We start from the raw sequence: 14,959 nt of genomic DNA on the forward strand, positions 1-14,959 counted from the left end.
GTCTCACCCGCGGAACGCCCCCGGATGGGTCTGTTCCCGCACCGCCGTGAACTGCTGCCGCACCGCCTGTCCCACGGGCAGCTCGTCGCCCGGCTCCAGCACCTGCGCCGCGGCCCCCTGCCACAGCGGCGGGGTCCGTGGATCGAGTGTGCCCTGCGACACGCCGAGCGCCCAGGCCGCCTGCCGCGCCGCACCGATCGCCGCGTAGTCCGCGGGCTGCGGTACGACCACCTGCGCGCCGAACAGCGAGGGCGCCGAGGCCTGGACGGCCGGCAGCTCGGCGGCCGCGCCGAGCAGGAAGATCCGCCGCACGTCCACGCCCCGCCCGCGCAGCACGTCCAGCGCGTCGCCCAGCCCGCACAGCATGCCCTCGAACGCGGCCCGCGCCAGGTGCTCGGGCTTCATCGACTCGCGCCTGAGACCGGCGATCGTCCCGGCGGTGTGCGGCAGATTCGGCGTCCGCTCACCCTCCAGATAGGGGAGCAGGACCAGTCCGTGCGAGCCCGGCGTGGACTTCATCGCCAGCTCGGACAGGCTCTCCAGGTCCGGCAGCCCGAGGAGTTCGGCGGTGCCGCGCAGGGTCCGTACGGCGTTCAGGGTGGTGACGACCGGCAGGTGCATGCCGGTGGCGTCGGCGAGGGAGGTGATCATCCCGGACTGGTCGGTGAGGGCTTCCGGGTGCACGGCCATCACGGACCCGGAGGCACCGAGGGACACCACCGCGTCCCCCAGCCCGATCCCGAGCCCGAACGCGGCGGCCATCGTCTCCCCGGTGCCGGCCGAGATCAGCAGCCCCTCCGGGGTCGTACCGGCCGCGTCCGAGGGGCCGATCACCTCCGGCAGCATCGCCTGGTGGCCGAGCGCCAGCTCGACCAGGTCGGGGCGGTAGGCGCCGGTCGCGGCCGACCAGTACCCGGTGCCGGAGGCGCCGCCGCGATCGGTGGTCCTGCGCACGGGCCGCCCGAGCAGCTGCCAGACCAGCCAGTCGTGCGCCTGGAGCAGCACGGCCGTCCTGCGGGCGTTCTCCGGCTCGGTCTTCGCGAGCCAGCGCAGCTTGGTGACGGGCTGCGCGGCCGACGGTACGCACCCCACCGCCTGCGCCCAGGCCTCCCGGCCGCCCAGCGTGTCGATCAGGTCCGCCGCCGCGACCTGCGCCCGCTTGTCGCCGCCGACCAGCGCGGGGCGCACGGTGTTGCCCTGGGCGTCCAGCGGGACCAGCGCGTTCTGCTGGGCCGACACGCCGATGGCCTGCACGCCTTCCAGCAGGCCGCCGCCGGCCGCCTCGCCGAGGGAGAGCAGCCAGGCCTGCGGGTCCACGTCGCTAGGGCGGCCCTCCACTGGATGCTGGGCGTATCCCTGCCGCAGTACGGCACCGGTGTCCATGTCGCAGACCACGATGCGAGTGAAGTCCGGTGAGCTGTCCAAGCCGGCGACTATCCCCATGTGGAGAATTTTGCAGCATTCCTGCGCTTGCCACCGCCGCGGGCGCCTAGGTGTTACTCGTGCCCCAGTCGTCCTCGGGCGTGCCGTTCACGTTCCGCTCCCGCAGGGACCGCACTCGCTGGGCCACGGACTCGGGGACCCGGTCGACCCGGTGGCTGACCGTGTGGAAGGCCTTGCCGGCGTACCGGCGGCCCTGCTGGGCGGCGGTCTCGGCCGTGTTGCGGACGGCCGGGTTCTGCGCGATCCGCTGAGCGGACTTCTTCAGCTGCTCGTAGCGTTCGCGACCGGCCCTCGTGCCGAGTACGTAACCGAGGGCCAGTCCGGCGACGAACGTGAGCCGGTAGCGCATGGCTGCCATCCTTCCTTTGCCTTGGTCTGCGGTGCGACGTGGGCGCCGGGGGAACCGATTGGCGGAGCACCCCCCTGCTTGCGCTAATGTATGTGTCGCAGCGAGCGAGCGCCCCCTGGCGAATACCCAGGTAGGTACGTTCGATGCAAACGAGGCGATCCTCCGTAGCTCAATTGGCAGAGCAGCCGGCTGTTAACCGGCAGGTTACTGGTTCGAGTCCAGTCGGGGGAGCTTCGGTCCTCCGTAGCTCAATTGGCAGAGCAGCCGGCTGTTAACCGGCAGGTTACTGGTTCGAGTCCAGTCGGGGGAGCGCACTGAACGAGGACCCCTTGGGGGTCCTTTTTCATGCTCGCGGGAACCGCCGCTGCGGCGCCGATGTCCTCAAGGTCATGAGCAGCGCAGAAGCCGACCATCCGAAGCAGGAGATCGTATGAGCGGCTATGCTGCGGCAGACGGCGCGCACACTTGTACGCGACACGCCGCTATGGGGCGGTAGCTCAGCCGGTTAGAGCAGCGGACTCATAATCCGTCGGCCGTGGGTTCGAGTCCCACCCGCCCCACCAAGCGCAGGTCAGAGAAACGTTCTGAACTGCGGAAATGCACTTTGGGGCTGCCGGATTCGGGACCCTGACCCGACGGAGTGACCCCGTTGGGTGTTACTTCGGCGTGCGTCTGGGTCAGCAGCTGGGGCTGTGACCTGCGGTGATGCAGTGGCTGCAGAGGCAGCGGGTCGCCGCGGAAGCGGGGCCAGGGGACGCGGGGTTTCAGAGCCGGAGTGCGCAGGCGCCCGCGTGTCGGGGTCGACGGGGCGGGAGAGCGTCACCGAGGCAAGCCGGCGACGGTGGTGTCCCGCCGATCCGGGTCGACCGGGGTCTTTGGGCTCCCTGATGTGCCGCTCCGCGGTTGAATAGCCGGTGTGGCACGGAACGTTGTGGGGTTCGTCGAGGACGATCTGCGGGCGCTGGCCGGGGCTCGGTCGTTCGAGCGGGGGCTGGGTTACCTGGACGCGGTGAACGGTCTTGAGGTGGGGGAGAGTTCGGTCACCGCCGTGGTGCACGGTACGGACGTCTACGAGGTGGAGCTCAACTTCGGCGGGGACGAGGGGATCTCTGGGTGGTGCGACTGCCCGTACGGGCAGGAGAGCAACTTCTGCAAGCACTGTGTTGCGGTCGGGCTGACCGTGCTGCAGCGGGCGACGGTGATTCCAAGCCAGCGGGCCGAAGCGCGGGCACGAGCTTCCGGTTTGGAGGCGTGGCTTTCGGCGCTGTCACGTGACGAACTCCTGGCGCTGGTGCGGGAGCAGGTCGCCGAGGACCGGGAACTGCGTCGGCGCTTGGAGCTGCGAGCCGCCGCTGCTCGTTCCGACTTCGGTGCGGTCCGGGGCCGGATCATCGCGCTCATCGATCCTCGGCCGTTCGCCCGGTACGGGTACGTCGGGTACGCGGATGCCGCGGGGTATGGGCGACAGGTGGACGAGGCGGCGGCCGCGCTGCGCGCTCTGACCTCCGACGGGCAGGCGGCGCAGGTGGTCGGTCTGGCAGAGGAGGCGCTCCGGGTGCTGGGGGAGGCGTACGGGGAGACCGACGACTCCGACGGGGTGGTCGGGCAGGCCGCTGCCGCGGTGGCCGAGGCCCATCTGGAGGCCTGCCGAGTCGCCCGCCCTGATCCGAAGCGGCTGGCCGAGTGGCTGGCCGGCTCGGTGCTCGATGACACGACCGACGTGACGGACCTGGATCCGCTCGACTACGCCGACGTGCTGGGGCAGAGCGGACTGGCCCGCATGCGGCAGCTGGCGACCGAGGCAATCCGGCGCGGGCCGTCCGGCTGGGCGGCGCGGTACCTGATGGAACGCCTGCTCAAGGCGGAGGGCGATGCCGACGCGCTGGTCGCGCTGCACGCGCAGGACCTCGACCCGTCCGGCGCCACACATCTGCTCATCGCCGAGGAACTGGAATCGGCGGGCCGCTCGGACGAGGCACTCGCCTGGGCGGAGCGGGGGCTGCGGGACTGCGCCGCCGAAACACACATCGACGGTCGTCTGGTCGACCATGTGTGCGCCCGGTACGCGAAGGCGGGGCGGGCGGACGACGTGGTCGCGGTGCGGCGGGACCGGTTCCGTGTCGAGCGGTCCCTGGCCGCCTACCGGCAGTTGCGCTCCGCCGCCCGGGCTGCGGACTGCTGGGAGGCTGAGCGCGCGGCGGCGCTGGCCACCTTGGAGGAGGACGCCCGTCGTGCGCGCGGCGGCCGGCACGGCGGGCCCCTGCTGATCGACGCGTTGCTCGACGACGGCGACCTGGACGCCGCCTGGCCGACGGCCGCCGGCCGCGCCGACGACCGGCAGTGGGAACAGCTCGCCGACCTGTCGCGCCAGACACGTCCGGCCGAGGCGCTCGGCGTGTACCTGCGGCTGGTCGATCGATCGAAGGAGCCGACCGGGGACCGCGCCTACGAGCACCTGGCACGGCTGCTGATGGGTGCACGTGAGTGCCATCGTGCCCTGGGAACCGAGGAAGCGTTCACCGCACATCTCGCCGGCCTGCGGGCGGAACTGAAACGCAGGCGCAAGCTGATGAGCATCCTCGACCGGCATGGGCTGTGAAGGCGGGCGGCCCGGCGCCCGCTCACTGCGTGCTGGACGGCGTCTGTCAGTCCTTGAGATCGATCAGTCCTTGAGATCGATCGTCCTTACCGGCTGTCCGGTCGTACGGGCGATCGTCTCGAAGTCGCGGTCGTAGTGGAGCAGTGTCAGCCCCGCCTCTTCCGCGGCAGCGGCGACCAGCAGGTCGACGGGGCCGGCACTGCGGTGCTCGCCCTTGGCGGTGAGCAGTTCCTGGACGACGCGTGCGCGCCGGTAGATGTCGTCGGGCACGGGGCACCAGGTGTAGTGGGCGTTCAGCGCGCGCTTCACGCGCTCCCGATCCGCTGCCGAACGGGCTGAGTGGAGGACTTCCAGTTCGGTGATGTCGCACAGGGCGACGAGTCCCGCGCCGATCCTGTCGTCCCACTCGGCCGTGGTCCGGCCGAGCAGGACGCGGGCGACGGCGGAGGTGTCGATCAGGTAGTCGGCGACGGTCACGCATCTGCTCCTGCGTCACGGACACCGGCCCCGCCGGTCGGCCGGTATGTGCTCTTGTCGAGGAGGAGGTTCACGTCCAGTGCGCCCTCGGCGACCAGCTCGCGGGCTTCCGTCAGCGCGCGCAGTCGCCGGTAGCGAGCCGTAACCTCCCGCAGGGCGGTGTTGATGGTGTCGCGCTTGGTCGTGGTGCCGAGTTCCTTGGCCGCGGCCTCCAGCGCCTCGTCGTCGAGATCGATCACGGTGCGGCTCATGGCGCCCCCTGTGTATACGTAGTCGTATATCAATATACATGATCCTTGATGTCTGAGTGAGGGCTGAGGGCGGGAGCCGCGATTGCCGTCGCAAGCACCGATTGGGAAGAATGCCGGGACGATGACGTCACGCCCTGTCGAACCGGACAGCGTCGGCCCCGCCGAGGCCGCCCACTCTGCGGGGTCCTCCACGGAGACCCCGTACGCCCCCTTCGCCCACCTCACCGCACCCAACGCCACCCTCTACCGCCAGGTGATGAGCGTGTTCCTGACGGCCAAGGAGCGGTTCGCGGTGCATCTGCGGCCCGAGGACGTGCACGCCGCGCTGCCGCCGGAGCACCGCCCCGCCGGCCCCGACGCCGTCGTCAAGGCGCTGGACAGCCTCGTCGGATGGGGCAATCTGCGGGCGGATCCGGACACCTCCCGGGTCACCGCGGTCGAGGACTTCTACCGCAGACGCTTCATCTATCAGCTCACCCAGGGCGGCGAAGCCGCCGAGCAGGCGCTGTCCGTGTACGACGAGGCGCTGGGGCGGCGCGGAGCACTCCAGGCGGTGGCGCTGCACGACATCGTCACGCACCTGCGGGCGCTGCTCGTGCTCGCCGCGGAGGAGGAGCCGGACGCGGCCAAGGCGCACCTCGCGCTGTCCGCGCTGACGGGTCGGTTCGAGGCGCTGGCGGAGAACGCGCGGGCGTTCATGGGGTCGCTGCAGCGCACCATCGACCTGCACGGCGTCGAGGTGGAGGTGTTCCTCGCCTACAAGGACCGGCTGATCCAGTACCTGGAGCGGTTCATCCAGGACCTGATCACGCTCGGCGGCCGGATCGCCCTGCTCATCGCGGAACTGGAGGACCGGGACAGGGTGGGCCTGCTGCTGCGGCTGGCGGCCGCGCGGGAGGCGGCCGATGCCGCTCCGGACGAGGCGGACACCGCCCAGGCGCAGGCGTACGAGCGGTGGGCGGGGCGCTGGGCCGGACTCGCCGCCTGGTTCGTGTCGGCGGACGGCCGCGAGTCCCAGGCCCGCCTGCTGCGCAGCCGCGCACTTGGTGCGATCCCGCAACTCCTGGCGGTCGTACGGCAGCTGAACGAGCGGCGGGCCGGGCGCTCGGACCGGTCGGCGGACTTCCGCGCTCTGGCGCGCTGGTTCGCCGAAGCCCCGGACGACGACGCGCGGCACCGGCTGTGGCGCGCCGCCTTCGGCCTTTACTCCGCCCGTCATTTCACCGTCGACGCCGATACCCTCGCCGACCGCGCGGCGCGTCCGGTACCCCCGGCCACCCCCTGGGCCGAGGCCGAACCGCTGCGGATCAGCCCGCAGTTGCGCCGTACCGGTAGCTACGAGCGGCGCGGCAAGCCCCGCAGAGTGCAGGACCGCTCCGAGCAGCGGCGGCAGCTGGCCGAGCTCGCCGCGAAACAGGCGGAGGAGATCGCTGCCGCCCGCGCCCGGCTGGCCACGGACGGCACCACCCGGCTGTCCGCGCTCGGCGAGCTGGACCCGGTGGCCTTCGCCCTGTTCCTCCGGCTGCTCGGCGACGCCCTGGCCACCTGGCGGCCCGGCACGACCACGACCGCGGCGACCAGCAACGACGGCACGATGGAGATCCGCCTCACCGCTCTCGACGACGGGACGAAGGCCGAGATCCGCACGCCGGGCGGGGTGTTCCGGGGCCCCGACCACACCGTTGAGATCACCGACCTCACACAGGACATCCCTGCTTGGGAGGCGCGATGACCACTTCCCTGGGCGAGGTGCTGGACAACCGGCGCACCGCCGAGTTCCACAAGGCCGCCCGCGCCCTGTTGAAGGAGCCGCTGCTGCTCGCCCGCGGCCCGAGTGCCGACTCCTACCGCCTGGTCCGCCGGTACGCCGCCGAGCTGCGCGACTGGTTCGACCGCAACACCGGCTGGTCGCTGCGGGTGGACGCGGAGTCCGCGCGGTTGCGCAGGACGCCCGGGACCCTGGCCGACGCGACCCACCCGGCGCGCGAGGCGTCCCGCGCCGGAGTGCCGTTCACCCGCCGCCGCTATGTCCTGCTGTGCCTGGCGCTGGCCGCACTGGAACGCGGGGAGGCCCAGATCGCGCTCGGCCGCCTCGCCGAACAGGTGGTGCTGGACGCCGCCGACCCGCATCTGGCCGCCGCCGGCGTGGAGTTCACCCTGGAACGGCGCGACGAGCGCCTGGACCTCGCCGCCGTCGTACGGCTGCTGCTGCGGTACGGGGTGCTGCGCCGGGTGGCCGGGGACGAGGATGCCTACGTCAGCGGGGCGGGCGACGTGCTCTACGACGTGGAGCGCCGCGTCCTGGCCGGGCTGCTGGCCGCCCGCCACGGCCCGTCACTGATCGACGCGGTCGGATTCGAGGAGCGGCTGGGCGCACTCACCGCGGAGAGCGCCCTGGACAGCGACGAGCTGCGGTTCCGCGCGATCCGCCAGAAGCTCACCCGCCGACTCCTCGACGACCCGGTGCTCTACTACGACGAGCTGACCGACGACGAGCTGGTCTACCTCACCCGCCAGCGCGCCTTCCTCACCGCACGCGTCAGCGAACTGACCGGCCTGTTGCCCGAGGTGCGGGCCGAGGGCATCGCCATGGTCGACCCCCACGACGACCTCACCGACGTACGCATGCCCGAACAGGGCACCCACGGGCACGTCACCCTGCTGCTCGCCGAGCACCTCGCCGCCGCGGACGGCGAGGTGAGCCGGACCGAACTGGAACTGCGCGTGCGCGAACTGGCGGCCGTCCACGGCGCGTTCTGGTCCAAGAGCGCCAAGCAGCCGGGCGCGGAGGGTGAGCTGGTCGAGCAGGCGCTGGCCAGACTGAGCGCGCTCGGCCTGGCCAAGCGCACACCCGCCGGCGCGACCCCGCTGCCCGCGCTCGCCCGGTACGCGGTTGGCGAGGCCGTCGTCGTCGAATCCTCAAGCCGCCCCCAACGAAAGGCACCACGACCGTGACGGCCCTGCCCCAGCCCACGCCCGGCCGGTGGCGGCCGCTGCGCCTCGGCCTGGTCGACCTCTTCTACTACGACACCGAGGAGTTCTGGTTCCGCGACGGCCGCCTGCTGCTGCGCGGCAACAACGGCACCGGCAAGTCCAAGGTGCTCGCCCTCACGCTCCCGTTCCTGCTGGACGGCGACCTGTCGCCGCGCCGGGTGGAGCCCGACGCCGACCCGGGCAAGCGCATGGAGTGGAACCTGCTGCTCGGTGGGGAGCACCCCCACCCCGAGCGGCTCGGATACACCTGGATCGAGTTCGGCCGCGTCGACACCGACACCGGACAGACCCACTTCCGTACCCTCGCCTGCGGGCTGAAGGCCGTCGCGGGCCGCGGCATCGCCCGCCACTGGTACGCCGTCACCGACCAGCGGATCGGCCAGGACCTCAGCCTCCTCGACGCGACCGGCACCGCACTGTCGCGTGACCGGCTCGCGGAGGCTCTCGCCGGGCACGGCATGGTGTACGACACTGCAACGGCGTACCGACGGGCCGTCGACGAGGCGCTGTTCGGCCTCGGCGAGCGACGCTACGCCGCCCTGGTCGATCTGCTCATCCAGCTGCGCCAGCCGCAGCTGTCGAAACGGCCCAACGAGGCCGCCCTGTCCCGTGCCCTGACCGAGGCGCTGCCCCCGATGGACCAGGCAGTGATCGCCGACGTGGCGGAGGCGTTCCGCTCCCTGGACGAGGAGAAGGACGAGCTGCGCGCGGCGAGCGAGGCCGAGCGGGCCGCCTCCGCCTTCCTGGACCACTACCGGCGCTACGCCCGGGTCGCAGCACGCCGCCGGGCCCGGCTGCCCCGAAGCGAGCACGCCCGCTACGAGCAGCTGCACCGCGACCTGGCCCAGGCCCGGACCGAGCGGGAGCAGGCCGAGGCGGACCGGGAGGCGGCGGCCGGGCGGATCGCGGAACTGGAGGAGATGGCCACGCGGCTGAAGGCACAGCAGGCCGCGCTGCGCGAGGGCCCCGAGATGCGCAGTGCCCGGGAGCTGGAGCAGGCGGCGGCCGAGGCGCGCCGCAGTGCTGAGGATCTGAAGCGCGCCGAGGCCGACCGCCAGGACGCAGCCCAGGCGCACACCCGGGCCCTGGGCCGGCTCGGCACGGCCGAGCGACGCCTCGCGGCGGCCGAGGACCGCATCCGGGACCTGGCCGCGCGCGCCCGGGACACGGCCGCGGCGGCTCGCATCGACGAAGCGCCGCGCACCGACGGGGCGCCGGAGGCCGAACTGCGGCGGGCCGCCGAGGAGGCGGTGGCCCGCAGACGGCGCACCATTGAGCATGTGGAGGAACTGGCGGACCGCACCGACCGGGCCGCCGCCGAGCGGCGCTCCGCCGCTCGCCGCCTGGACGAGGCCGAGACCGAGGCGGGACACACCGCACGGCGGCAGGCCGAGGCGGAAGAAGCCGCCGAGGCGGCGGGCACGGACCTCGTCGCCCGCGTCCGCGCTCACCTGGACGCCTGCGAGGAACTCGCCGTCCCCGATGCCGCCGGGCTGCTCGACGCGACCCAGGACTGGGTGACCCACTGCCAGGGCCCGTACCCGGCACGGGAGGCAGCCGGTCAGGCCCATCGCGCACGCGCGGCACACCTCGCCGATCAGGCCGCCGTCCTCGGACAGGAACTGGCCGGCCTGAAGGCCCGGCGTGCCGAGGCCGAGCGGGAGCTGGCCGAGCTGGAGGCGGGCGGCCAGCGCGGGCCGGCGGCTCCGCACACCCGTACCCCTGGCCTGCGTGAGCAGGTCCCGGGCGCGCCCCTGTGGCGGCTGGTCGAGTTCCGGGACCATGTCACCGCCGGTGAACAGGCGGGTCTGGAGGCCGCGCTGGAGGCGTCCGGGCTTCTGGACGCCTGGGTGTGCCCGGACGGTACCGCCCTGCGTGCGGACGGGCACGACATCCTGCTGTCCCCGCTGTCACCCGCGGGCCCGCTGCCCGGCAGCACGCTCGCCGACGTACTCCGCCCGGCCGTGGACCACGGCGATCCCCGGGCCGCGGCGGTCGGGGAGCAGACCGTCGCCCGTCTCCTGACCGGTGTGGGGCTCGGCTCGGGATGGGGGTCCCCCCGCTCGAGCGAAGTCGAGAGTGGGGGAGACACCTGGGTGAGCGCGGACGGTCGCTTTCGCGTCGGCGCGCTGACCGGCAGCTGGTCGAAGCAGGTCGCCGTGTACGTCGGTGAGGGCGCCCGCGAGGAGGCCCGCCGGGCCCGTATCACCGCCCTGCACGGCGAACTCGCCGCATACACCGAGGACCTGGCACGCCTCGACGCGGAACGCGCCACGGTCGCACGGCGACGCGGCACCCTGGACGCCGAACTGACCGGCCTGCCGGACGACGCAGGCCTGCGCCACGCGCACGCCCTCGCCGCCGCGGCCTCCGACACCGCCCACCGGGCTCGGGTCCGCCGTAACGAACGCGCTGCCGAACTCGGCGAGGCATCCCGGCAGGAGGCCGAGGCCACCACCGAACTCGCCGACACCGCCGCCGCGGTGAACCTGCCCACGGGCCGGGCGGACCTCGCCGCCGTCCGCCAGGCCCTGAGCGACCACACCGTCGTCCTCGCCGGGCTGTGGCCCGCGCTCGGCGAGCGCGCCGACGCGGCACGGGCCCTTGCCGACGAGCACGCCGAAGCCCAGCGGGCCGGGGAAAAGGTGGCGGAACTGGCCCGGCGCGCCGAGGAGGCGGCCCGCATCGCCACCGCCGCCGACGAGCGTCACGCCACCCTGCGCTCCACCGTCGGCGCCGCCGTGGCCGAGCTGGAGCGGCGCCTCGCCGACACCGCCGACGCGCTCACGGCGTGCGACCGCGAGCAGCGCCGGGCCCGCGAGGACATGACGGCCGCGGACCGGCGCGCCCACCTGGCACTCGGACATATCGAACGCCTGGAGGTGGACGTCCGCGAGGCCACCGCGGCCCGTGCCGTGGCCATCGCCGCACTCCAGCGGTTCGCGGCCACCGGGCTGCTCGCCGTCGCCCTGCCCGAGACGGCCGTACCGCCCTTGGACACCGGATCCTGGGCGGTCACCCCGGCCATCGCGCTCGCCCGCGCGATCGAGAGCGACCTGTCCGCCACCGACGACTCCGACGGCGCCTGGCAGCGCGTGCAGAAGCGGCTCAGCGAGGAGTACAAGAAGCTCCAGGACGCGCTATCCCGGGGCGGTCACAGCGCCTCGGCCCGGATGACCGAGGATGGCATGGTCGTCGAGATCGTCTACCAGGGCCGTACCCGGGCCGTCCCCGACCTCACCGAGGCCCTCGCCGTGGAAGTCGCCGAGCTGACCCGCATCCTGTCCGCGCACGAGCGGGAGATCCTCGAAACCCACCTGCTGACCGAGGTCGCCGGCACCCTGCAGGAGCTGATCGGCGCCGCCGAGCGCCAGGTGCAGGCCATGAACGAAGAACTGAAGGAGCGGCCCACCTCCACCGGCATGCGACTGCGGCTCGTCTGGCGCCCCTCGCGCAAGGCGCCAACGGGTCTGACGCAGGCTCGCGAGCGGCTGCGCCAGTCCGCCGACGCCTGGGCGGCCGAGGACCGGGCCGCGGTCGGCGAGTTCCTCCAGGCCGAGATCGCCCGCCGGCAGGCCGACGACACCGCGGGCAGCTGGCTGGAGGTGCTCACCGCGGCCCTCGACTACCGCGCCTGGCACGAGTTCGGCATCGAACGCCACCAGCACGGCAAGTGGGTTCCCGCCACCGGGCCCGCCTCCGGCGGCGAGCGCGTCCTGGCCGTGAGCGTGCCGCTGTTCGCCGCGGCTTCCTCCCACTACGCCACGGCCGCCCCCCACGCCCCCCGGCTGGTCACCCTGGACGAGGCCTTCGCCGGCGTCGACGACGACTCCCGCGCCAAGTGCCTTGGCCTGCTCCACGCTTTCGACCTGGACGTGGTGATGACGTCCGAACGTGAATGGGCCTGCTACCCGCAGGTCCCGGGCATCGCCATCGCCCAGCTCTCCCGTGTCGACGAGATCCCGGCGGTCCTGGTGACCCGCTGGGAGTGGGACGGCACCGCACGGGGCAGGGGCAGTGAACCGGGTCGCCCGACGGGAGGCATCCCCGAGCAGACCGGTCCACGGGCGATTCCGGAGGTGGCCGGAAGCGAGGACGCCGCGTGGGCATGAGCGAGAGGGGCACGAACGAGCGGCAGGACATCAGGGAGTGTACGAGCACCCCCCGGCAGCCCACCGCACCCGTCGACCGCGACCGGCTGACCCGGTTGCTCGGCGGGGCCGACCTCGCCTGGCTGATCGACCGCGTACGCCACCGTATGGCGCGGGACGAACACCTCACCGGCTCGGTCACGCTGACCGCCCCCACCTCCGCGCAGCGGGCCGCCGTCGAACGGCTGCTGGGCCGCGCGCCCGGCGCAGGACGTGGGCTGAGCGTTCGCCTCGAGGCCGTGGACGCCGTCCTGCGCCGCTCCGGCGTCAGCCCTGACGGGCTGGGCGCCGCCGTCACCGCCCTCACGGGACCCGTCACTCGGCTGGCCGACGTACGCGAGCGGGAGGAGCGCGCCTGGCGGGAGGCGTACACGCCGCTCGATGAACTCGTCCGCACTGACAGGCCCCAACTGGACGACTGGGCGGAGAGGGTCGTCTCGGACGGCCTCGTACGCCGGCTCGCCCGCACCCCACAGGTGGCGAAGAACCTGCTGGACAACGCCGCCCAGGCCCTGCGTCGGCTGCCGGTCGATCCCGCCGTGTCCCTGCCCGTCTTCTCAGGCGCCACCTTCGGCGACGCTCACGCCCTCGACGACGGCTCCCCGCTCGCCACCCTCGTCCTGTCCGGCATCCGCGCGCTGACCGGCTTCCCGGACGGCAGCGGAGCCGAGTGGCGCCGCGAGGCATGGGCGTCGGCCGGGCTCCTCAGGGACGCCCTGTCCGCCACGGTCCTGACCCTGGGTCTCCGCGGCTCCCCCGCCCTTGACTGGTCGGCCGACGAAAGCGAACCCGCGGTCCTGACGCTGCGGCAACTCATCCGGCACCCGCCACGCACGGCACCCGCCGTTGTCCGCGTCTGCGAGAACCCGGCCGTCCTGGCCACCGCAGCCGACGCCCTGGGCACTGCCTGCCCGCCCTTGGTCTGCCTCCAGGGTCAGCCCTCGGCCGCCGCCCTCACCCTGCTGCGCCACCTGCACACCCAAGGAAGCACGTTGCGCTACCACGGTGACTTCGACTGGGGCGGCCTGCGCATCGCCTCAGCCCTGCTGCGCCGCATCCCCTGGCACCCCTGGCGTTACACGGCCGCCGACTACCGCAGCGCGGTCGCCGCCGCCTCACTGGCCCCGCGCCTGACCGGCACGCCGACCACCGCCGCGTGGGACCCGGACCTGCCCGCGGCCCTCACCGAACTCGGCGTGCGCATCGAGGAGGAGACAGTGCTCGACGACCTGCTGGCCGACCTCGGCCACTGAGCGAGGGCGCGCCAGGGGACACGCAGGGGACGGAGGAGTCGCCCCAACTCTGGACCGTCTAGCGGACCTCGGCCCGTTGCGCGGCACCATCACCGGGCACTTGGACGCCGGCTACGACTCGGACACCGCCCGCCCTCTGCTCGGTGGACGCGGACTGCACGGACGCATCGCGCACAAAAAGGAGAAGGCACCGTTCAGGCCAGTCGGCGTTGGCTCGAAAGCGCTCACGCGTGGCAGAACGCCTTTCACCGTCTCGCCCGGTGCTACGAGCGTCGCGTCACTGTCAGTAAGTGAGTCGGCCTCACCAGTACAACCACCAGTCACATTCTCACTGTCAGTAGCGGTCCATCATCCGCATCTGCTCCTCCGTGTGGTGCTCTCCCACAGCAGGCGGCAGGGCGTCGAGCCGCGCGAACTGCTCGGGGTTCAGCCGGACATCGGCGGCCGCAGTGTTCTCCTCGACGCGGGTGACCCGTCGGGTGCCGGGGATGGGGACGACATCGTCTCCCCGGGCGAGCAGCCAGGCGAGGGCGATCTGCGCCGGGGTGGCACCGGCCTCTGCGGCGACGGCCTCGATCTCATCGGCAATGTGCAGGTTCCGCGGGAAGTTCTCCTCAGTGAAGCGGGGATTGTCGGCCCGTAGGTCGGTGGCGTCGAAGTGCCCGGTCGAGCGGACGGTGCCCGTGAGGAAGCCATGGCCGAGTGGCGAATACGCTACGAATCCGATGTCCAGTTCTCGCAGGACCGGCAGCACAGTCTTCTCGGGGTCACGGGTCCACACGGAGTACTCGGACTGGAGCGCGGTGATCGGATGGACGGCATGGGCGCGGCGGATCGTGGCGGGGCCTGCCTCGGAGAGGCCGATGTGGCGGATCTTGCCTTCGGCGACAAGCGTGGCGAGGGCACCGACGGTGTCCTCGATGGGGGTGTGCGGGTCGACACGGTGCTGGTAGTAGAGATCGATGTACTCGGTCCCGAGTCGGCGTAGCGAACCCTCCACGGCAGTGCGAATGTTCCCTGGGCTGCTGTCCAACTGCCCCGGACCGCCGCCCGCGTGGGAGACCAGTCCGAACTTCGTGGCGAGCACCACCTGGTCGCGGCGGCCCTTGATTGCCCGGCCGACGAGCCGTTCGTTGGTGTACGGCCCGTAGATCTCGGCGGTGTCGAGGAACGTCGCACCGAGTTCGAAGGTCCGGTGCATGGCACGGACGGACTCCCCGTCGTCCGCTCCCGAGCCCGTATAGCCGAAGGACATGCCCATGGCTCCCAGACCGATCCGGGAGACTTCCAGGTCCCGCAGTTTTGTGTATCTCATCGGGCCGCCTCCCTTGGGGCGTAGGTGGGTGGGACGGTCGCCGGGCCACCGTCCCGTTCGCGCCCCGGGGGACGGGCGGACGGGCGTGAACGGTGGCCCGGCGACGATCATCGCCGCGTCACGCGGC

At 72.6% G+C, this 14,959-nt stretch carries 10 protein-coding genes, 3 tRNA genes and 1 pseudogene; 9 read left to right on the forward strand and 5 right to left on the reverse strand.

Annotated elements, in window-relative coordinates; translation table 11 throughout:
- Positions 1–3: 3 nt before the first annotated feature.
- Positions 4–1,443: a xylulokinase gene (locus BFF78_RS28715; RefSeq protein WP_069781054.1), complete on the reverse strand. Its 1,440-nt coding sequence runs from the start codon at positions 1,441–1,443 to the stop codon at positions 4–6.
- A 46-nt stretch (positions 1,444–1,489) separates the two neighbouring features.
- Positions 1,490–1,801 carry a YtxH domain-containing protein gene (locus BFF78_RS28720; RefSeq protein ID WP_193433553.1) on the reverse strand — a complete coding sequence of 104 codons (312 nt, stop codon included), beginning with the start codon at positions 1,799–1,801 and terminating at the stop codon, positions 1,490–1,492.
- Positions 1,802–1,950: 149 nt separating this feature from the next.
- Between BFF78_RS28720 and BFF78_RS28725 the strand changes: the two genes are divergently transcribed.
- From BFF78_RS28725 to BFF78_RS28740, 4 genes are all read left to right on the forward strand, one after another.
- Positions 1,951–2,023 (forward strand) — tRNA-Asn (locus BFF78_RS28725).
- A gap of 6 nt (positions 2,024–2,029) precedes the next feature.
- A tRNA-Asn gene (locus BFF78_RS28730) sits at positions 2,030–2,102 on the forward strand.
- Positions 2,103–2,278: 176 nt separating this feature from the next.
- Positions 2,279–2,355 (forward strand) — tRNA-Ile (locus tag BFF78_RS28735).
- Positions 2,356–2,708: 353 nt separating this feature from the next.
- Positions 2,709–4,391 carry an SWIM zinc finger family protein gene (locus BFF78_RS28740; protein WP_227025953.1) on the forward strand — a complete coding sequence of 561 codons (1,683 nt, stop codon included), beginning with the start codon at positions 2,709–2,711 and terminating at the stop codon, positions 4,389–4,391.
- A 63-nt stretch (positions 4,392–4,454) separates the two neighbouring features.
- Here BFF78_RS28740 and BFF78_RS28745 read toward each other — a convergent pair whose 3' ends face one another.
- Together BFF78_RS28745 and BFF78_RS28750 are read right to left on the reverse strand one after the other, a co-directional pair.
- The gene (locus tag BFF78_RS28745; protein WP_069781057.1) at positions 4,455–4,868 is read right to left on the reverse strand and encodes a PIN domain nuclease; all 414 of its coding nucleotides are present in this window, start codon (positions 4,866–4,868) and stop codon (positions 4,455–4,457) included.
- The gene (locus BFF78_RS28750) at positions 4,865–5,119 is read right to left on the reverse strand and encodes a type II toxin-antitoxin system VapB family antitoxin (RefSeq protein WP_069781058.1); all 255 of its coding nucleotides are present in this window, start codon (positions 5,117–5,119) and stop codon (positions 4,865–4,867) included. Before BFF78_RS28750 ends, BFF78_RS28745 begins: the two co-directional genes overlap by 4 nt.
- 121 nt (positions 5,120–5,240) lie before the next feature.
- Here BFF78_RS28750 and BFF78_RS28755 point away from each other — a divergent pair, with 121 nt between their 5' ends.
- The 5 genes and pseudogenes from BFF78_RS28755 to BFF78_RS48460 form a co-directional block, all read left to right on the forward strand.
- On the forward strand, positions 5,241–6,851 hold the full coding sequence (locus tag BFF78_RS28755) for a TIGR02677 family protein (protein ID WP_069781059.1): 1,611 nt from the start codon (positions 5,241–5,243) through the stop codon (positions 6,849–6,851).
- Complete coding sequence (locus BFF78_RS28760; RefSeq protein WP_069781060.1) at positions 6,848–8,074, forward strand: TIGR02678 family protein; 1,227 nt, start codon at positions 6,848–6,850, stop codon at positions 8,072–8,074. The genes BFF78_RS28755 and BFF78_RS28760 overlap by 4 nt, the downstream gene beginning before the upstream one ends.
- The gene (locus BFF78_RS28765) at positions 8,071–12,225 is read left to right on the forward strand and encodes a TIGR02680 family protein (protein WP_079161520.1); all 4,155 of its coding nucleotides are present in this window, start codon (positions 8,071–8,073) and stop codon (positions 12,223–12,225) included. The genes BFF78_RS28760 and BFF78_RS28765 overlap by 4 nt, the downstream gene beginning before the upstream one ends.
- Positions 12,222–13,517 carry a TIGR02679 family protein gene (locus BFF78_RS28770; protein ID WP_079161865.1) on the forward strand — a complete coding sequence of 432 codons (1,296 nt, stop codon included), beginning with the start codon at positions 12,222–12,224 and terminating at the stop codon, positions 13,515–13,517. Before BFF78_RS28765 ends, BFF78_RS28770 begins: the two co-directional genes overlap by 4 nt.
- 37 nt (positions 13,518–13,554) lie before the next feature.
- Positions 13,555–13,802 (forward strand): annotated as a pseudogene (locus tag BFF78_RS48460) (IS5/IS1182 family transposase); the annotation flags it as partial.
- Between the two features lie 49 nt (positions 13,803–13,851).
- Here the strand turns inward: BFF78_RS48460 and BFF78_RS28775 are convergent.
- The gene (locus BFF78_RS28775) at positions 13,852–14,832 is read right to left on the reverse strand and encodes an aldo/keto reductase (protein WP_069781061.1); all 981 of its coding nucleotides are present in this window, start codon (positions 14,830–14,832) and stop codon (positions 13,852–13,854) included.
- Positions 14,833–14,959 lie beyond the last annotated feature (127 nt).

Source organism: Streptomyces fodineus (genome assembly GCF_001735805.1).
Taxonomy (GTDB): domain Bacteria; phylum Actinomycetota; class Actinomycetes; order Streptomycetales; family Streptomycetaceae; genus Streptomyces; species Streptomyces fodineus.